This window comes from Gordonia sp. w5E2 (assembly GCF_036540975.1).
In the GTDB taxonomy this organism is placed as follows: Bacteria; Actinomycetota; Actinomycetes; order Mycobacteriales; family Mycobacteriaceae; genus Gordonia; species Gordonia jacobaea.
The window spans coordinates 2,288,221-2,306,399 of sequence record NZ_CP144213.1 but is presented as its reverse complement, the minus strand read 5'-3'; the positions used below and the strand labels follow the sequence as shown (position 1 = coordinate 2,306,399).

16 protein-coding genes are annotated in these 18,179 nt (G+C 67.2%); 1 reads left to right on the top strand and 15 read right to left on the bottom strand.

Features of this window, described 5'->3' with window-relative positions; all coding sequences use genetic code 11:
- Positions 1–47: 47 nt before the first annotated feature.
- From RND64_RS10530 to mihF, 8 genes are all read right to left on the bottom strand, one after another.
- Positions 48–1,421: an RsmB/NOP family class I SAM-dependent RNA methyltransferase gene (locus tag RND64_RS10530; RefSeq protein WP_049697286.1), complete on the bottom strand. Its 1,374-nt coding sequence runs from the start codon at positions 1,419–1,421 to the stop codon at positions 48–50.
- Positions 1,418–2,362 (bottom strand): methionyl-tRNA formyltransferase, encoded by a 945-nt coding sequence (gene fmt / locus RND64_RS10525; RefSeq protein WP_049697285.1) that lies wholly within the window; start codon positions 2,360–2,362, stop codon positions 1,418–1,420. The genes RND64_RS10530 and fmt overlap by 4 nt, the downstream gene beginning before the upstream one ends.
- Positions 2,363–2,401: 39 nt before the next feature.
- Positions 2,402–4,333: a primosomal protein N' gene (locus tag RND64_RS10520; RefSeq protein WP_049697284.1), complete on the bottom strand. Its 1,932-nt coding sequence runs from the start codon at positions 4,331–4,333 to the stop codon at positions 2,402–2,404.
- A gap of 64 nt (positions 4,334–4,397) precedes the next feature.
- Positions 4,398–5,609, bottom strand: coding sequence for a methionine adenosyltransferase (gene metK, locus RND64_RS10515; RefSeq protein ID WP_005202699.1), 1,212 nt, complete (start codon positions 5,607–5,609; stop codon positions 4,398–4,400).
- A 129-nt stretch (positions 5,610–5,738) separates the two neighbouring features.
- A complete protein-coding gene (gene coaBC, locus RND64_RS10510; RefSeq protein ID WP_049697283.1) occupies positions 5,739–6,983 on the bottom strand; it encodes a bifunctional phosphopantothenoylcysteine decarboxylase/phosphopantothenate--cysteine ligase CoaBC in 1,245 nt (414 codons plus the stop codon).
- Positions 6,984–6,995: 12 nt separating this feature from the next.
- Positions 6,996–7,295: a DNA-directed RNA polymerase subunit omega gene (gene rpoZ, locus RND64_RS10505; protein WP_005202695.1), complete on the bottom strand. Its 300-nt coding sequence runs from the start codon at positions 7,293–7,295 to the stop codon at positions 6,996–6,998.
- Positions 7,292–7,894, bottom strand: coding sequence for a guanylate kinase (gene gmk, locus RND64_RS10500; protein WP_197500791.1), 603 nt, complete (start codon positions 7,892–7,894; stop codon positions 7,292–7,294). The genes rpoZ and gmk overlap by 4 nt, the downstream gene beginning before the upstream one ends.
- Entirely contained in the window at positions 7,891–8,205 is a 315-nt protein-coding gene (gene mihF / locus RND64_RS10495) for an integration host factor, actinobacterial type (protein ID WP_005173231.1), read from the bottom strand. The genes gmk and mihF overlap by 4 nt, the downstream gene beginning before the upstream one ends.
- Before the next feature lie 614 nt (positions 8,206–8,819).
- Between mihF and RND64_RS10490 the strand changes: the two genes are divergently transcribed.
- Positions 8,820–9,374: a hypothetical protein gene (locus RND64_RS10490; RefSeq protein WP_235434262.1), complete on the top strand. Its 555-nt coding sequence runs from the start codon at positions 8,820–8,822 to the stop codon at positions 9,372–9,374.
- A gap of 69 nt (positions 9,375–9,443) precedes the next feature.
- Here the strand turns inward: RND64_RS10490 and pyrF are convergent, their stop codons facing one another.
- From pyrF to pyrR, 7 genes are read right to left on the bottom strand one after another with little or no spacing between them, the layout of a single operon-like run.
- Positions 9,444–10,286 carry an orotidine-5'-phosphate decarboxylase gene (gene pyrF / locus RND64_RS10485; protein ID WP_049697280.1) on the bottom strand — a complete coding sequence of 281 codons (843 nt, stop codon included), beginning with the start codon at positions 10,284–10,286 and terminating at the stop codon, positions 9,444–9,446.
- Positions 10,286–13,621, bottom strand: coding sequence for a carbamoyl-phosphate synthase large subunit (gene carB / locus RND64_RS10480; RefSeq protein WP_049697279.1), 3,336 nt, complete (start codon positions 13,619–13,621; stop codon positions 10,286–10,288). Before carB ends, pyrF begins: the two co-directional genes overlap by 1 nt.
- Positions 13,621–14,790 (bottom strand): glutamine-hydrolyzing carbamoyl-phosphate synthase small subunit, encoded by a 1,170-nt coding sequence (carA, locus tag RND64_RS10475; RefSeq protein WP_049697278.1) that lies wholly within the window; start codon positions 14,788–14,790, stop codon positions 13,621–13,623. Before carA ends, carB begins: the two co-directional genes overlap by 1 nt.
- On the bottom strand, positions 14,787–15,308 hold the full coding sequence (locus RND64_RS10470; RefSeq protein ID WP_049697277.1) for a PH-like domain-containing protein: 522 nt from the start codon (positions 15,306–15,308) through the stop codon (positions 14,787–14,789). Before RND64_RS10470 ends, carA begins: the two co-directional genes overlap by 4 nt.
- Positions 15,305–16,636 (bottom strand): dihydroorotase, encoded by a 1,332-nt coding sequence (locus RND64_RS10465; RefSeq protein ID WP_049697276.1) that lies wholly within the window; start codon positions 16,634–16,636, stop codon positions 15,305–15,307. Before RND64_RS10465 ends, RND64_RS10470 begins: the two co-directional genes overlap by 4 nt.
- The gene (locus tag RND64_RS10460; protein WP_049697275.1) at positions 16,633–17,604 is read right to left on the bottom strand and encodes an aspartate carbamoyltransferase catalytic subunit; all 972 of its coding nucleotides are present in this window, start codon (positions 17,602–17,604) and stop codon (positions 16,633–16,635) included. Before RND64_RS10460 ends, RND64_RS10465 begins: the two co-directional genes overlap by 4 nt.
- Positions 17,604–18,176, bottom strand: a complete 573-nt coding sequence (pyrR, locus tag RND64_RS10455; RefSeq protein ID WP_049697274.1) for a bifunctional pyr operon transcriptional regulator/uracil phosphoribosyltransferase PyrR — start codon at positions 18,174–18,176, stop codon at positions 17,604–17,606. The genes RND64_RS10460 and pyrR overlap by 1 nt, the downstream gene beginning before the upstream one ends.
- Positions 18,177–18,179: the final 3 nt, after the last annotated feature.

The following is an 18,179-nucleotide window of genomic DNA, read 5'->3' as shown; positions in this document are numbered from 1 at the left end:
ATTTTCGATCAAGACCGCACTGGATCGAACACGCCGAGGAGTAGTGGTCATTCCTTCGTCAGCGCGGCCAGGAACATGGCGTCGGTGCCCTGCCGATGGGGCCAGAGTTGTACGTGTGGGCCGTCGCCGATCTCCTCGGTGCCGACCAGTGGCCGGGCGTCGAGCTGGCGAGCCTCCGGGACGTCGTCGAGAACAGAGGCGACGAGTTCGGTCGTCTCCGCGGGATGCGGCGAGCACGTCGAATAGACGACGACGCCGCCGGGGCGCACCATTCGCAATGCCTCCGTGAGCAATTCACGCTGCAGGCCTACGAGTTCGGTCACGTCGTCGGGAGTGCGCCGCCAGCGGGCCTCCGGTCGACGACGAAGCGAGCCGAGTCCCGAGCACGGGGCGTCCAGCAGAATCCTGTCGTAGCCCGGGGCCAGGCCCGTCTCGGGCGTGAGGTTGCGCGCGTCGCCGACGTGTACGTCGACGGGCATGTCGCGGGTGACACCCCGGATCAGGTCGGCGCGGTGTTCACTCACCTCGACGGCGTCGAGATGCGCACCGTCGATGTCGGCGATCGCGCCGATCAGCGCGGCCTTACCGCCGGGGCCCGCGCACATGTCCAACCATCGGCCGCCGTCCTCGCCGACGTCGGCGGCGGTGACAGCCCGTGCGACGAGCTGACTCCCCTCGTCCTGAACTCCCGCATAACCCTGACGCACAGCCTCGATGTCGCCGGGGTCTCCGCCCGGCAGGTACACCGCGTACGGCGAGTAGCGACCGACCTCGCCACCGCTCGTGAGGGCCAATTCCTCTGCGGTGATGAGTCCCGGGCGTGCGACGAGGTGCACGGGTGGTCGGTCGTCGTCGGCGGCGAGCGCGGCCTGCAGTTCGCCTGCGGAACCACCGAGCGCGTCGGAGAAGACCTCCGCGATCCAGCGCGGGTGCGCATATCGGAACGCCAGGTTTCCTACGAGGTCGTCCCAGATCGGCGGAGCCAGTTCGTCAACCCACAGGTCCTCGTCGCGTTGAGAGATCTTGCGCAGCACGGCATTCACGAAACCCGAAGGGCCCATGCCCTTTTCGCTACGAATGAGGTCGACGGACGTCGAGACCGCCGCGTGCGCCCCGATGCGGGTCCGCAGCAACTGGTAGGCACCGAGACGCAGTACATCGAGGACGTCGCCATCGATCTCGGACACCGGACGATTCGCGGCCGCGGCGATGATCGCGTCGAGAGTGCCGAACGCACGCGCGGTGCCGTAGGTCAGCTCCGTGGCCAGCGCGGCGTCACGTCCGGTGATCTTGCGTTCCCGCAATAGCTTCGGAAGTACGAGGTTGGCGTAGGCGTCGCGCTCGCGGACGGCGCGCAGGACGTCTCGGGCGACCTCGCGTACCGGATCGGCGGCCTTCTTCCGCAGCTTCGGATCACTCATGACAGCACCGTCTCCTCGTCGAGGCGCGCCCCACGCGCCCAATCTGTGGCCGGCATCTGCTTCTTACCCGGCGGCTGCACCCACCCGAGCCGCACGGGATCGGTGGCCGTACCCACGAACACCACCTTCTTGGTCACGACGACGCGCCCAGGCGCCAGATCCTTTGGCGCGGAAGGGTCGTCGGAGCCGACGAGACCGACCGGGCCGACCTTCACACGCGCGTCGCCGAGCGTCGTCCATGCGCCCGGTGCGGGAGTGTGCGCACGAATACGTCGATCGAGCAGGTGCGCAGGCAGATCCCACCGCACCCGCGCGTCGTCGACCTCGACCTTGGGTGCGTGGCTGACCCCGTCCGCGGGCTGCAGCACCGGCGACAGCGCACCCGCGGCGATCCCGTCCAGGGTGGACAGAAGCAGCGTCGACCCGGCGACGGCCAATCTGTCCAGCAGTTCTCCGCTGGTGTCGGTCGGGCGGATCGTCTCGGTCAGCACGCCGTACACGGGGCCGGTGTCGAGTCCCTTCTCCAGCAGGAAGGTGCTGGCGCCCGTGGTCTCGTCACCCGCGGCGATCGCGGCCTGCACCGGTGCGGCGCCACGCCATGCGGGCAACACCGAGAAGTGCAGGTTGATCCAGCCATGCGGTGGGATTTCGAGAACGTCCGGCGGAATCAGCCCGCCATAAGCGACGACGGCCCCGACGGCGGGTTGCCACCGAGCGAGAGCCTCGGCGACGTCGGCGTCGGACATCCGACGCGGAGTGATGACCTCGATGCCGTTCGCATCGGCCAGCTCGGCGATCGGTGACCGCGACACCTTACGACCACGCCCCGCGACCGCATCGGGTCGTGAGATCACACCGACGACCTCATGGTCGGGTGACTCGAGGAGCCGCTGCAGCGAGGGCACCGCGACCTCGGGTGTTCCGGCGAACACGATCCGCACGTCAGACTCCTTCGGCATCGTTGGGCGCAGACATTGCGCTCATCCGATGGTAGGTGGATCGACCTGCACACGGATCGGCCCGGTCTCATGATGTGTGTTGCGCCGCACCTGCGCCTCGGTCAGCGCCGCCGTCAGTTCGCGCCCGTGCCGACGATCGGTGCGCACCAGAATGCGTTCGATCTCAGCGCCGTCGGGAACACCTGCGGGAGGACGCACACCCGGCGGCAGTGGCACGGGCCCGAGAACGTCTGCGCCGGCGGGCAATTCGATCAGATCGGTGAACGCGTTGATCGACGCGGTGTCGCCGTCGATCGACGCCATCGTGACCGCGGGCGGAAAACCCAGCTCGACCCGATTGGCGAGTTCGTGCGCGGCGAAGCCCACCGGGTCCCACCGGATGACCGCTTGTACCGGGCTCAGTGAGGCGTCGGCGACGATCACCATCGCGCCGCCGTCGTGGCGCGCGCGGATCAGCGCACCGATCGCCATCCATCGGCGGACCGCGTTCTCGTCGACGCGTAGGTCGAATCTGTCGAGCTGGGCCCACGTGTCGAGGACGACCGCGGCTCCGTAACCGCCGTCGGCAACCGGCTCGGCGCCCGGCGTCGACACGACGACGCGCGCACCGCCGTCGACCCGGTCGTGGATCGACGAGCCACCGCTGGTGAGTACCGGGACCCCCGCGAACGCCCGTCCTAATTCCTCTGCGGTGCGACGAGCGCCCGTCGTCAGCGCCCTGACCTGCGTACCGCCGCACTCGACACAGCGAAAGCGCAACTCCACACGGCCACACCATCGGCAGGTGAGCTGCTGGTCGGCGCCCATCTGTACCGGCCCGTGACACGACCGGCAGCGCACGTGGGTACGACACCGCGCACACGCGAGCGATGGGATGTAGCCGCGCCGCGGCACGCTGAACAGGACCGGGGTGTCGGCGGCGATGGCCTTGCGCGCGGCGTCGAACGCCACCTCGGGTATACGTGCACTGTGCGCCAGCGGATCACGTGCCACGCGCGAATCCTCGTCGCTGATCGCGTCGATCCTGGGGCTGCGGTCGCGGACCGTCGCGCGCGCGGCCACGAGGTCGTGTGCCCAGCCCGCCTCGGCGAGCACCTGCGCCTCGGCGGTTCGTGCGAAACCACCGATCACGAGTCCGGCGCGCTCGATGTGCGCCCGCAACACCGCGACCTCGCGCGGATGCGGATACGGCGCTCGCGGCTCATCCAGGCTGTCGTCGCCGTCGTCCCAGATGACCATCAGTCCCAGATCGTGCACGGGCGCGAACACCGCGCTACGGGTCCCGAGCACGACGTCGGCAGCACCACGCCGCACCGCCAACCACCGCCGATACCTGGCGGTCGGGCCGAGTCCGGCGGCGAGGGTGACGCACCGGTCGCCGAGCAGCGGCTCACATGCTGCCGACAATCGGTCGAGGTCACGTTGATCGGGCACCACGACGACCACCCCGCGTCCCGCTGCGGCGACGTGGGCAGCGAGTTCGGCGAGTCGGGCAGGCCAGTCCTCCCCCGGCGTCGCCTGCCACAGCGCGCGCGGAGCGCCGTCGGCGAGTGAGTCTACGAAGGAGTCTGCGTTGAGATACGCACGCCACCCATCACGTTCGGGAACGACGACGTCCGACGTCGGCGCAGGCGTCTCCCCCTTCTCGGTGCGCGCATGTCGAGGCGGCACGGCAAGTCGGATCACGTCGGACATCGTGCCTGCGTAGCGCTCGGCCACGGCACGGCACACGAGCATCATCTCGGGTGAGAGCACCGGCTCGGGTGAGACGATCCGTTCGAGCCACCCCAGCTTGCCGGGATGCTCGGATTCTTCGACGCGGTCGAGAAGGAAGCCGTCGACGAGTCGGCCGGAGAACCGAACCCGCACACGGACACCCGGGACGGCATCGGCATCTTGCTCGGCGTCGATCAGATAATCGAAAGGCCGGTCGAGATGGGCCAGCCCGAGCATGGGCAGGACCTTCGCGACCGGCTTCGACGCTGCACGTTCTTTCTGCAGAACTGCGGCTTATGTCTTAGAGACCCGCTGCCGAGCGCAGCTTGTCGGCCCGGTCGGTGTTCTCCCAGGGCAGGTCCAGATCGGTGCGTCCGAAGTGGCCGTAGGCCGCCGTCGGGCCGTAGATCGGGCGCAGCAGGTCGAGATCGCGGATGATCGCGAGCGGCCGCAGATCGAAGGTCTCGGAGATCGCCTTGCGGATGACCTCGGGATCGGTCTTCTCCGTGCCGAAGGTCTCGACGAAGAGTCCGACGGGAGCTGCCTTGCCGATGGCGTAGGCGACCTGCACCTCGATGCGGCTGGCGAGACCGGCAGCGACAGCGTTCTTGGCGACCCAGCGCATGGCGTACGCCGCGCTGCGGTCGACCTTCGACGGATCCTTACCCGAGAAGGCACCACCACCGTGGCGGGCCATGCCGCCGTAGGTGTCGACGATGATCTTGCGTCCGGTCAAGCCGGCGTCGCCCATGGGGCCGCCGAGCACGAACTTGCCCGTGGGGTTGACCAGCAGTCGGTAGCCCTCGGTGGTGAAGCCGGGCAGATCCAGCTCGGCGAGGACGGGATCGATCACCTGCGACTTGATGTCGGGGGTGAGCATCTTCTCGAGGTCGATATCGGCTGCGTGCTGCGTCGAGACGACGACGGTGTCGAGTCGGACCGGCTTGTCGCCGTCGTATTCGATGGTGACCTGGGTCTTGCCGTCGGGTCGCAGGTACGGCAGCGTGCCGTTCTTGCGAACCTCGGTGAGCCGACGCGACAGTCGATGGGCGAGCGCGATCGGCACCGGCATCAGCTCGGGTGTCTCGTCGGTGGCGTACCCGAACATGAGTCCCTGGTCGCCCGCGCCCTGAGCGTCGATCTCGTCCTCGGAGATGCCGCTGCGGCTCTCGTGCGAGTTGAACACACCGCCCGCGATATCGGGCGACTGAGCGCCGATTGCCACGTTCACACCGCACGACGCGCCGTCGAAGCCCTTGGTGGACGAGTCGTAGCCGATTTCGAGGATCTTGCTGCGGACGATGCCGGGGATATCGACGTAGGCGGTCGTCGTGACCTCTCCTGCCACGTGAACCTGCCCGGTGGTGACGAGGGTCTCGACGGCAACGCGGGCCTTCGGGTCGTCGGTGAGGATCGCGTCGAGGACCGAATCGCTGATGGCGTCGCAGATCTTGTCCGGATGGCCCTCCGTGACCGACTCACTGGTGAACAGGCGTGACGCAGAGCTGGTCATCTGATCCTCTCAAACATGTGTCCCCCCACTGGGAGCACACGGCAATTCGAATGATCGCCGTTGGTGGTCTCGTGGATTACAAACCTACACACTCGTCCCGACATCCGATTGACGAGGTGGAGCGCGAACCTAATCAGGCAGCAAAGCGTGAACTTCGTCAAGTATTCGGCTCGCCATGAGTGTTTTCGAACCGTACGGAAGCGACGTTTCGTTGCCGTTCGCTGCGAGTAACCAGCCGGTATTGTCCTCGGTTCCGAAGGCCTTGCCGTCGCCGACCGCGTTCACGACGAGTAGATCGCAGCCCTTTCGGCGCAGCTTCTCGCGGCCATGGTCGAGCACGCCGCCGTGTTCGTCTCCGGTCTCGGCCGCGAAGCCGACGATCACGACCTCGGACGGGATGGCTCCGGACTCGCGGGACTGCACGAGACCCCGCAAGATATCCGGATTGGTCGTCAGCTCGATCGGCGCGGGGCCGTCGTCGTTCTTCTTGATCTTGGTGTCGTTGACGGTGATCGGCCGGAAGTCGGCGACGGCCGCCGCCATGATCACCGCGTCGGCGTCTGCGGCACGCTTGGTCATCTCGTCGGCGAGTTCTCGCGCATCCTCGATGTGGACGACGTCGACGCCTGCCGGTTCGCCCGCCTCGTTGGTCGAACCCGCGACGACGGTCACGTGGGCTCCGCGCTGCGCTGCGGCGCGTGCGAGAGCGAATCCCTGCTTGCCCGAACTGCGGTTGCCGAGGTAGCGCACGGGGTCGAGCGGTTCGCGGGTGCCTCCGGCGCTGATCACGATGCGCGCTCCGGCCAGGTCGTATGGCAGCGCGTCGGAGCGGTCGAGCAGCAGTTCGCCGAGAAGCGCGATCTCCTGCGGCTCGGGTAGGCGTCCGGCACCGGTGTCGCGACCGGTCAGCCTTCCGGAGGCCGGTGTCACGACGGTGGCGCCGCGCTCACGCAACGTGGCGACGTTGGCCTGCGTTGCGGGGTGCTCCCACATCTCCGTGTGCATGGCGGGCACGAACATCACCGGACACGTGACCGTCAGCAGCGACGCGGTCAGCAGGTCGTCGGCGCGCCCCGTCGCGGCCCGCGCCATGAGGTCGGCTGTGGCAGGCGCGACGATCACCAGGTCGGCGCCCTGCCCCAATCGGACGTGCGGCACCTCGTCGACGTGCTCGAAGACCTCGGTGGACACCGGATGACCCGACAGTGCCTCCAGGGTCGCCGCGCCGACGAATTCGAGGGCCGCACGAGTCGGGATGACCCGCACCTCGTGTCCGGCCTCGGTGAAGTGTCGGATGACCGAGCACACCTTGTACGCGGCGATACCGCCGCCGACGCCGACCAGAATGCGCCGCTTGGCGCCCGGAGTGGTCATCTCCTGTGGGTACTACTCGCCCTCGGTGTGCTGCAGCAGATCCGAGTGGATCTCACGCATGGCGATCGACAGCGGCTTCTCCTGCATACCCGGCTCGACGAGCGGGCCAACGTACTCGAGGATGCCGTCGCCGAGCTGGTTGTAGTAGTCGTTGATCTGACGTGCGCGCTTTGCCGCGTAGATCACCAGGGCGTACTTCGACGATGCGCGCTCGAGCAGATCGTCGATCGGAGGATTGGTGATTCCGAGCGGTGTGTCGTACGACGGTGCGTCGACGATCTCGGGGGTGTCGAAATTGGTCTGCGTGCTCACGCGAACTCCTGCTTTGTATTGTCGGATCCAACCAGCAAGGATACCAACTGGCGGGCGGCTGAGTCGACTTCGTTGTTGACCACCACGTGGTCGAACTCGCCCTGCGCGTCCATTTCGGTTCTGGCGGTTTCGAGACGACGCTGTGCCGCCTCGGGTGTTTCGGTGCCGCGACCTGCGAGTCGTTCGACGAGATCGTCCCAACTCGGCGGCGCGAGGAAGACGGTGATGGCCTCGGGAAGTCGGCGTACCGCGTTGCGTGCGCCGGCCAGGTCGACCTCCAACAGTACCGGCTGTCCCTTGGCGAGCGCGTTTTCGACAGGCTTCGCCGGCGTGCCCGATCGCTGGAGTCCGCCGTGGATCTCTGCCCACTCGAGGAACTCGTCGTCGGCGATCATGCGATCGAACTCGGCGTCGGAAACGAAGTAATAGTCGCGGCCGTCGACCTCGCCGGGGCGCGGCGCGCGCGTCGTGGCGGAGACGCTGAAGAACAGGGTTGGCACGAGCTCGCGGACTCGTCTCACGACGGTCGACTTACCCACGGCCGAGGGGCCGACCAGAATAACCAGTCGGCCCCTCGTGTGTGTGTTCTGCCCGCTCAGGACGGGAACTTCTCGAGCAGCGCCTTGCGCTGACGATCGCCGAGGCCGCGCAGGCGGCGCGTCGGGGCGATCTCGAGTTCGGTCATGATTTCCTGCGCCTTGACCTTGCCAACCTTCGGCAACGCCTCGAGCAGAGCCGAGACCTTCATCTTGCCGAGGATCTCATCGGTCTCGGCATCCTTGAGCACCTGCGAGAGATCGGTGCCGCCGCGCTTGAGACGCTCCTTGAGCTCGGCGCGTACTCGGCGAGCGGCAGCTGCCTTCTCCAACGCAGCGGCGCGCTGCTCGTCTGTCAACTGGGGAAGCGCCACGGGTTCCTCCGTCTTTCGTTCTCGAACTGACTACACCGGCGCCCGGGGCAGGCTCCGGCGGCGTGTGGCCGCGGGTCCCGACGTGTACTCGCCCCGATCTGGGGCGACATCACCTCGAATGACTGCAGCGAAAGCGACCGTACCCATCTGAACAGGCATTTGCGAGAGGCACCCCCGCGTTTTCGGTCGGCCTCGGTGATGTAGAGGGTTCGGAAACTCCCTGCTCACCGACGACCCGGCAGAGCCTACGCGTTCGCTGTGACAGACCACGAATCCGAATAAACCCGCAGGTCACAGACCCGGCTCCGTGACACGATCGTTTCCGACGCCCCGAAGTCGTCGATGCTCGTCGAATCCTGCCTGGTACTGCTGTGACAGCAGTTGCGACCGACAAACTCAGCGAATTGATGCACTCGTTGAGCGTGTCGCGCGCCTGCGTCCTCGACGTTCTGCTGTGCCGACGCCCACATCCACCGATCGGGGGATGCGCTGATCATCCTGCTGATCAGCCCGTAGGCGGAGGTTGCGAAGGGCTTCTGAGCGGCAAAGTCATTGGTGTCAGAAACAGCGACCACGCCCCCAAAGGACGCGGCCCCGTCGCAAGGAGAAACACCATGAACGCCAACAACACCACCCCTGAGACCAACACCGCCGCCGCAAGCACCGAGACCGGCAACACCGCAAGCACCGGGCAGACCACGCCGCGTCACCGCAAGACCTTCGCAATCCGCACCGCGGCCGTCGTCGCAGGACTCGGAATCGCCGGCACACTGGCAGCCGCCGGAGTCGGCGCGGCACACGCGGGCACCTTGCCCGTGAACCATCCGGGAGAGCCGACCGTCGCCATGACGATCACCAACCACACCGATCACACCGAGTTCTACGCGGGCGGCACACCGGGCTCCGGTCAGTGGATCAACGCGCCTCAGTTCGCTCTGGCCCCGGGTGCCAGTGAGGTCGTCACCGCCAGTGCACCGAACGCGGCGTCGGAGACGGTGTTCGTCAACTATCAGGTCGGCGCCTTCGGCCCGCGTGCGATCTACGAGCTGGAGAACGTGCGCGGCGATGTGAACACCAACATGACCGGCACCACCGGTGGTCACTACTTCGTCAATGCCTCGGTCGCGAGCGGATTCCCCAACGCGAACGCCGTCTATGACCTGTGGTGATAGGAACGAGCAGGCGCCCGTCCGGCACGGATGTGTCGGGCGGGCGTCTCGTCGTCGAGAATCCGACGATCAGCCCAGGGCGGCCTCTACCTCGTCACGAGCAACCGCGAACGCCGCCCGCAGCGCCGCAACGTCGGGGCCGGCGCGCAGCACGCCGCGGGAACTCGCGGGCAGCACCCACGCAGGGTCGGCGCCGTCGAAGACCTCGGGCAGGTCGGCGGCCGTCGCACCCTGCGCTCCGAGACCGGGAGCCAGGATGGGGCCGTTCAGTGCGCTCAGATCGAGCCCGTGCGCACGAGTTGCTCCGACGACAAGCCCGACCGTCGCCGATCCGTCAGCGTTCTGTTCAGCGGCGTCGTCGACGATCGTCTGTCCGACGGTCCGGTCGCCCGTCGTGGCGAGCTGCAGGCCGGCACCCTCGGGGTTGGACGTGCGCGCGAGCACGAAGACACCGCGCCCACCGCTGCGCGCGGCGTCGATCGCGGGCGACAGTGAGCCGAATCCCAGATACGGCGAGACGGTGACGGCGTCGGCGCACAGCGGTGACCGTTCGTCGAGCCACGCGTGCGCGTACGCCTGCATCGTGGAGCCGATGTCGCCGCGCTTGGCGTCGGCGAGTACGACGGCACCCGCCGCCCGGCACCCCGCGATGACCGACTCCAACACCGCGAATCCCGCGGCGCCGAACGCCTCGAAGAAGGCCACCTGCGGTTTGATCACGGCTGCGACCGGGCCGAGCGCGTCGACGCAGATGTCGGCGAATTGCCGCAGTCCGCTGGTGTCGACGGGCAACCCCCACTGCTCGAGCAGCTCGACGTGGGGGTCGATCCCGGCGCACAGCCTGCCACGTTCGGCAACAGCAGATCGGTAATGAACCGCGAAACCTGTTGTGTCCGAACGTGTCACACTCATCACCCCTCGTTGATCAACGTTGCGTGCCGACGCTGCAGCGATTCGACGCCGATCTCTTCTCGCAACGCGGCCTCGATGCCCTGGACCGCTGCGCTGGCTCCCTGCACGGTGGTGATGCACGGAATTCCCGCGGTGACTGCAGCGCTGCGGATCTCGTAACCGTCGACGCGCGGACCCGACTGGCCGTAGGGCGTGTTGATCACCATCGCGACCTCACCGGCAAGAATCGCATCGACAATCGTGCGCTCCCCCGGCTTGGCCTCGAAGTGCTTGGGCACTGTCGTCGCGACGATTCCGTTGCGCCGCAACACCTCTGCGGTGCCCTCGGTGGCCAGGATGGTGAACCCGAGGTCGGCGAGGTGCTTGACCGGGAAGAGCAGAGCGCGCTTGTCCTTGTTGGCCACCGACACGAAGACGGCGCCCTGGGTGGGCAGTGAGCCGTATGCCGCGGTCTGCGACTTGGCAAACGCCCGCCCGAAATCGGCGTCGATTCCCATGACCTCGCCCGTCGACTTCATCTCCGGGCTCAGCAGCGCGTCGACTCCGGTGCCGTCGAAGCGGCGGAAGCGGTTGAACGGCAATACCGCTTCTTTGACCGCGATGGGAGCGTCGATCGGCGCGGTGCCGCCGTCTCCGGTGGCAGGCAGCAGTTGCTGCTCACGCAGTTCGGCGATGGTCTCGCCGAGCATGACGCGTGCGCACGCCTTTGCGAGCGGGACAGACGTCGCCTTCGACACGAACGGCACGGTGCGGCTGGCACGCGGATTCGCCTCCAGGACATACAGGATGTCGTCCTTGAGCGCGTACTGGACGTTCATCAGTCCGCGCACGCCGATACCCTTGGCCAATGCCTCGGTCGAGCGTCGGACCATCTCGAGATCCGATCGGCCCAGCGTGATCGGCGGCAGCGCGCACGCCGAATCGCCGGAGTGGATACCGGCCTCCTCGATGTGCTCCATGACGCCACCGATGTACACCTCGGTGCCATCGCACAGCGCGTCGACGTCGATCTCGACCGCGTCTTCGAGGAAGCGGTCGACGAGCACCGGGTGGTCGGGCGTCAATTCTGTTGCGCGCGAGATGTAGTCGGCGAGCGATGCCTCGTCGTACACGATCTCCATGCCGCGACCGCCGAGCACGTAGGACGGGCGCACCAGTACCGGGTAGCCGATCCGGGCGGCGGTGTCGCGTGCCTCCTCGAACGAGGTGGCCGTACCGAACGCGGGCGCGGGCAGTCCGGCGTCGGTCAGTACCTTGCCGAACTCGCCACGGTCCTCCGCGAGATCGATTGCCGCAGGGCTGGTTCCGACGATCGGCACCCCGGCGGCCTCGAGACGGTCGGCGAGTCCGAGCGGTGTCTGTCCGCCGAGTTGGACGATCACTCCCGCGACCGTGCCCGACTCCGACTCCGCGTGGTATACCTCGAGCACATCCTCGAAGGTCAGCGGCTCGAAGTAGAGGCGGTCGGCGGTGTCGTAGTCGGTCGAGACCGTCTCCGGGTTGCAGTTGACCATGACCGTCTCGTAGCCGGCCTCCGACAGGGTCAGCGCCGCATGCACGCACGAGTAGTCGAACTCGATGCCCTGGCCGATGCGGTTGGGACCCGAGCCGAGGATCAGCACCTTGGGCCGCTCGGTCTGCGGAGCGATCTCGCTGGTTGCCGCGGGATCGAGCTCGTAGGTCGAGTAGTGGTACGGCGTCTTTGCCTCGAATTCCGCGGCACAGGTGTCGACGGTCTTGTAGACCGGTCGGACGCCGAGCCCGTGACGGTGGGCGCGAACGGCATTCTCGTCGGCGAAATCGTCACGCAGAGCCGCGATCTGACGATCGGAGAAGCCGTTCGACTTCGCGTCGCGGAGCAGATCCTCGGTGAGTTCGTCGGCGTCACGGATCTGCGCGCCGAGCGCCCCGATCCCCGCGATCTCGGCGAGGAACCACGGGTCGATGGCGGTGGCGTCGTAGACCTGCTCGATGGTGGCTCCGGCGTCGAACGCGAGCATCACCTTGTAGATGCGACCGTCCTTGGGCGTCGCGATCTCCTCCAGCAGGGCCTCGAGGTCGACGGTCGCCGGATCGGGTCGGTTCGGCTCGGTCCAGAATCCGGCCGCCTTGGTCTCGAGCGAGCGCATCACCTTGCCGAACGCCTCGGCGAAGCTACGTCCGAGACTCATCGCCTCGCCCACCGACTTCATCGTGGTGGTCAGCGTGTCGTCGGCGCCGGGGAACTTCTCGAACGCGAAACGCGGCGCCTTGACCACGACGTAGTCGAGCGTCGGCTCGAAGCAGGCAGGGGTCTCTTTCGTGATGTCGTTGGTGATCTCGTCGAGGCTGTAGCCGATCGCGAGCTTCGCGGCGATCTTGGCGATCGGGAAACCCGTTGCCTTGGAAGCCAATGCCGACGAACGGGACACTCGCGGATTCATCTCGATCACGATGAGTCGTCCGTCGCGCGGGTCCTGCGCGAACTGGATGTTGCAGCCGCCGGTGTCGACGCCGACCTCGCGCAGAATGTCGATCGAGAGATCGCGCATCTTCTGGTATTCGCGGTCGGTCAGGGTCATTGCCGGTGCGACGGTGATCGAATCGCCGGTGTGCACTCCGACCGGGTCGACGTTCTCGATCGAACAGACGACGACCACGTTGTCGCGGTTGTCGCGCATCAGCTCGAGCTCGTATTCCTTCCACCCGAGGATCGACTCCTCGATGAGCACGTTGGCGGTCGGCGACGCCGCGAGGCCGCCACCCGCGATGCGGTCGAGGTCGTCGGTGTTGTAGGCCATACCCGAACCGAGGCCACCCATCGTGAACGACGGGCGCACGACCACGGGATACCCGAGGTCGGCGACGGTCTCACGCACTTCTTCCATGGTGTGACAGACGCGCGACCGTGCGCTCTCTCCCCCGACCTTGGCGACGATGTCCTTGAACATCTGCCTGTCCTCGCCGCGCTGGATGGCGTCGAAGTCGGCACCGATCAGTTCGATGTCGTACTTCTCGAGAGAACCCCGATCATGCAGGGCCACAGCGGTGTTCAGCGCAGTCTGCCCACCGAGGGTGGCGAGTACCGCGTCGATCGGATGACCGGCGTCGCGCTCGGCCTCGATGACCTTCTCGACGTACTCGGCCGTGATCGGCTCGATGTAGGTGGCGTCGGCGAACTCCGGATCGGTCATGATGGTCGCCGGGTTGGAGTTGACCAGGCTCACGCGCAGGCCCTCGGCCTTGAGGACGCGGCACGCCTGGGTGCCCGAGTAGTCGAACTCGCAGGCCTGTCCGATGACGATCGGGCCGGAGCCGATCACCAGGACGTGATTGATGTCGTCGCGGCGCGGCATTAGGACCTCGTTCCGTTGGCGCGATCAGCCTCCAGCAGGGAGACGAATCTGTCGAACAGATAGGCGGCGTCGTGTGGACCGGCCGCCGCTTCTGGGTGGTATTGGACCGAAAACGCTCGGCCGGAGAGCAATTCGACGCCTTCGACGGTTCCGTCGTTGGCGCAGACGTGGCTGACGCGGGCACGTCCGAAGTCGGTGTCGAACTCTTCGCCCGCTTCGCCCTCGAGCGCGAAGCCGTGATTCTGTGCGGTGATCGACACCTTGCCGGTCGCAGCGTCGATCACCGGGATGTTGATGCCGCGGTGGCCGAACTTCATCTTGTAGGTGTTCCGGCCGAATGCGCGGCCGAGGATCTGGTTACCGAAGCAGATGCCGAACAGTGGCAGATCGGCTCCGAGGACCTGACGGGTCAGCTCGACGGCATCGTCGGCGGTCGCCGGGTCGCCCGGGCCGTTCGACAGGAACACGCCGTCGGGCTTCAGCTCGGCGATCGCGTCGAATCCGGCGTCCGCGGGCAGCACGTGTACCGCGACTCCGCGTTCGGCGAACATGCGTGGGGTGTTGGTCTTGATACCGAGATCGATTGCGGCAACGGTGAATTGCGGATCGGAGCCCGGTTCTACGAGGTAGCCGGTGTCGGTGCTGACCTCGCCGGCGAGGTTCGCGCCCTTCATCGACGGCTGGCTACGCACCCGGGAGATGAGCTCGTCGTCGTCTGCGAGCGCAGCACCGGAGAAGACCCCGGCCCGCATCGATCCGTGGTCGCGCAGCACACGCACTACGGTCCGGGTGTCGATACCCGAGATACCGACGATGCCCTGACGCTCGAGCTCCGCCTCCAGTGACGTGGTCGCGCGCCAATTCGACACGCGCCGTGTGGGATTGCGCACCGCGTACCCGGCAACCCAGATCTTGCCCGAGTCGCCGACCTCGCCCTCACTGCCCGCACTGCCCGTCGATTCGCCGTCCTCGTTGTTCCAGCCGGTGTTACCGATCTGCGGGGCGGTCGCGACGACGATCTGACGGTGGTAGCTGGGGTCGGTCAGTGTCTCCTGATAGCCGGTCATCGCAGTGCAGAACACCGCTTCGCCGAGCGTCTCGCCGACGGCGCCGTATTCCCGGCCGCGGAACACCTGGCCGTTTTCGAGCACCAGAACCGCTGCGGTCATTGGTCTTTCCTCTGTTCTGTATCGGGCTGTGTGTCGAATGCGGCCACCCATCCCGGGTAGACGGTCTTGTCGTCGGCACGTATTCCTGAATCGATTTCGGTTCCCGTCGGCAGCACCCAGCGGATCACCAGCAGTCCGTCGGCCGTCATGACCTTGCCCGCGAGTCCGCGCTCGGTGCGGACGGCGGTGATCGACGAACGCGGAATCCAGATATCGCTGGCACCACGCCGTTCGAGCAGCACACCGTCGGGGTAGGCCGAGATGGTTGCGGTGGCACGATCGCCGACGTCGCCGACGGCCACCCGGTTCTGCCAACTCGGCGCGAGCGTCGAACCGACGTACAAACCGGAGTCGGGGCCGAGCTGCGGCTCGCCGAGTTCGGTTGGAGCCACGGGCATCTCGCCGATCAACTCTGCCTGGCCACGGCCTCGGTTGCGCCATCCGCGCAGCACCAGTGAGATCAGTCCCAGCCACACCAGCACGACGACGATCACGATGAGGATCTCCGACGCACTCACCGTGTCACCTCGCCGTCGCGCGCCGTGACCACGCCGCGCAGCAGTGTTGCCACGACGGTGGCGGGCATCGACATCGACTCGTAGGGGGTGTTGTCGGAAAGGCTAGCGAGCTCGCGCCCGTGCACCACCCACGACGTCTCCGGGTCGACCAGCGTCAGATTCGCGGGTTCGCCGACGGCGACCGGGCGGCCCTGATCGGTGAGCCCGACGATCTGTGCCGGACGTTCACTCATAACGCGGGCAACGCCTCGCCAGTCGAGCAGGCCCGGGTTGACCATGGTCTCGACGATGATGGGCAGCGCGGTCTGTAAGCCGAGCATTCCCGGCTTGGCCTGCGCGAACTCGCAGCACTTCTCCTGCGCGGCATGCGGCGCATGATCTGTCGCGACGCAGTCGACGATCCCGTCGGCCAACGCCTGACGCAGCGCGACCTTGTCGCGCTCCTCACGCAGCGGCGGATTGACCTTGTTGATGGCGTCGTACGTCTGCAGCCGCGAGTCGTCGAGCAGCAGGTGATGCGGTGTGACCTCGGCGGTCACGTCGATCCCCTGCTCCTTGGCCCAGCGCAGCAGTGCGACGGTGCCCTCGGTCGACGCGTGACAGATGTGCACCCGCGCCCCGGCGTCGCGTGCCAGCAGGGCGTCGCGGACGACGATCGACTCCTCGGCCGCGCGCGGCCAGCCCGCGAGTCCGAGCCGTGCCGCCGTCGGGCCCTCGTGCGCGACGGCGCCGACTGTGAGGCGTGGCTCTTCTGCGTGTTGGGCGATGAGCACGCCGAGTCCCTTGGCGTATTCGAGCGCACGCCGCATGAGCAGCGGGTCGGAGACGCACTTTCCGTCGTCACTGAACATGCGGACGCCTGCGGCTCCCGACGCCATCATGCCCATCTCGGCGAGTTGCTTGCCCTCGAGTCCGACGGTGACGGCCCCGACCGGGTAGACGTCGACGAGTCCGACTTCGCGTCCGGAACGCCAGACGTTGTCGGTCACCGTCGAGTTGTCGGCGACGGGCGCGGTGTTGGCCATCGCGAACACGGCCGTATATCCACCGAGAGCCGCTGCGGCAGAACCACTTCGGATCGTCTCGGTGTCTTCGCGGCCGGGTTCACGCAGATGCGTGTGCATGTCGACGAAGCCCGGCAGCACGATGGCGCCGTTACCGTCGACGACCTCGATGTCGTCCGGGGCGTCGATCGACGTTCCGATCTCCGCGATCTCGCCGTCGGTGACAAGCACGTCGACCGGGTCGCCCTCGCCGTACGGGCGGACCGAGCGGATCAGCACTGATCCGGTGGCAACCGATCCTGCTGCCGAGCTGGGGCCGGTCACAGCGCACCTCCTGATTCTGTGCCCGCGAGCAGCCGGAAGAGCACCGCCATGCGGACATGCACGCCGTTGCGCACCTGTTCGAGAATGGTCGCGCGCGGCGAGTCGGCGACCGAGTAGCCGATCTCCATGCCGCGCAGCATCGGACCCGGATGCAGCACGACGGCGTCGTCGGACAGCAACCCCATCCGACGCTCGTTGAGGCCGTAGCGCACCGAGTATTCGCGCGCGGACGGGAAGAAGCCACCGTTCATGCGCTCCGCCTGCACCCGCAGCATCATCACGGCGTCGGCGCCCGGTAGTTCGGCGTCGAGGTTGCCCGACGTCTCGACCGGCCACTCGTCGACTCCCACCGGGAGCAACGTCGGCGGCGCGACCAGCACGACGTCGGCGCCGAGTGTGGAGAGCAGGTGCGCATTCGACCGCGCGACGCGCGAGTGCAGCACATCGCCGACGAGGGCGATCCGACGTCCCTCGATGCTGCCGAGTCGCTGGCGGAGCGTGAGCGCGTCGAGAAGCGCCTGCGTCGGGTGCTCATGGGTGCCGTCGCCCGCGTTGATCACCGCAGGTCCGGTACCTTCCGCATCCGGGCCGTCGGGGCCGAATCCGCCGGATGTCCACGCCGCGATCTGATGTGCCGCGCCCGACGCGGGATGCCGCACGATGAGCGCATCGGCTCCCGCCGCCCGCAACGTCTTTGCGGTGTCGCGCAGCGATTCGCCCTTGTTGACCGACGAGCTCGACGCGCTCACATTGATGACGTCGGCGCTCATCCATTTGCCCGCGACTTCGAAGGAAACCCTTGTGCGAGTGGAGTTCTCGTAGAACACCGTCATGACGGTGCGTCCGCGCAGCGTCGGGAGTTTGCGGATCTCGCGACCGGTCAGCGCTTGTTCGAAGCGCTCGGCCTCGTCGAGAAGATCGGTGGCGTCGTCGCGGGTCAGGTCGGCAGTCGAGAGTAGGTGGCGCATCACTGAGCCGCCTGCTCGTCGCCCGACCCCTTCGAGCCGAGCACAACCTCGTCGACGCCGTCGTGCTCGGTCAGGTGGACCGACACGGTCTCGTCACGCGAGGTGGGGATGTTCTTGCCGACGTAGTCGGCGCGTAGCGGTAGTTCGCGGTGGCCGCGGTCGACGAGGACTGCGAGTTGGACCGCGGCGGGACGGCCGAGGTCGCGCAGCGCGTCGAGTGCGGCGCGAACGGTTCGGCCCGAGTAGAGCACGTCGTCGACGAGTACGACGACCGCGTTGTCGACGCCACCGGCAGGCACCATCGTGCGTTCGAGCGGGCGGTGCGGTTTGGCGCGGAGATCGTCGCGGTAGAGCGTGATGTCGAGGTATCCGACGGGAACGTCGACGCCGGAGAACTCTTTGATCCTCGCGGCCAGCCGATTGGCGAGAGTCGTTCCGCGCGTCGGGATTCCGATGATCACCACGCGGGGTGCATCAGGTGAGTCCAGAGCCGTCTTCTCGATGACCTGGTGCGCGACGCGCGCGATGGTGCGGGACACATCCGCGGCGTCGAGCAGAACACGTTCGCCCATGTA

Coding starts and splice junctions, on each gene's coding strand:
- RND64_RS10530 (WP_049697286.1), bottom strand. CDS start 1,421: ATGAGTGATCCGAAGCTGCGGAAGAAGGCCGCCGATCCGGTACGCGAG.
- RND64_RS10520 (WP_049697284.1), bottom strand. CDS start 4,333: ATGCTCGGGCTGGCCCATCTCGACCGGCCTTTCGATTATCTGATCGAC.
- metK (WP_005202699.1), bottom strand. CDS start 5,609: ATGACCAGCTCTGCGTCACGCCTGTTCACCAGTGAGTCGGTCACGGAG.
- coaBC (WP_049697283.1), bottom strand. CDS start 6,983: ATGACCACTCCGGGCGCCAAGCGGCGCATTCTGGTCGGCGTCGGCGGC.
- RND64_RS10490 (WP_235434262.1), top strand. CDS start 8,820: ATGAACGCCAACAACACCACCCCTGAGACCAACACCGCCGCCGCAAGC.
- pyrF (WP_049697280.1), bottom strand. CDS start 10,286: ATGAGTGTGACACGTTCGGACACAACAGGTTTCGCGGTTCATTACCGA.
- carB (WP_049697279.1), bottom strand. CDS start 13,621: ATGCCGCGCCGCGACGACATCAATCACGTCCTGGTGATCGGCTCCGGC.
- carA (WP_049697278.1), bottom strand. CDS start 14,790: ATGACCGCAGCGGTTCTGGTGCTCGAAAACGGCCAGGTGTTCCGCGGC.
- RND64_RS10460 (WP_049697275.1), bottom strand. CDS start 17,604: ATGCGCCACCTACTCTCGACTGCCGACCTGACCCGCGACGACGCCACC.
- pyrR (WP_049697274.1), bottom strand. CDS start 18,176: ATGGGCGAACGTGTTCTGCTCGACGCCGCGGATGTGTCCCGCACCATC.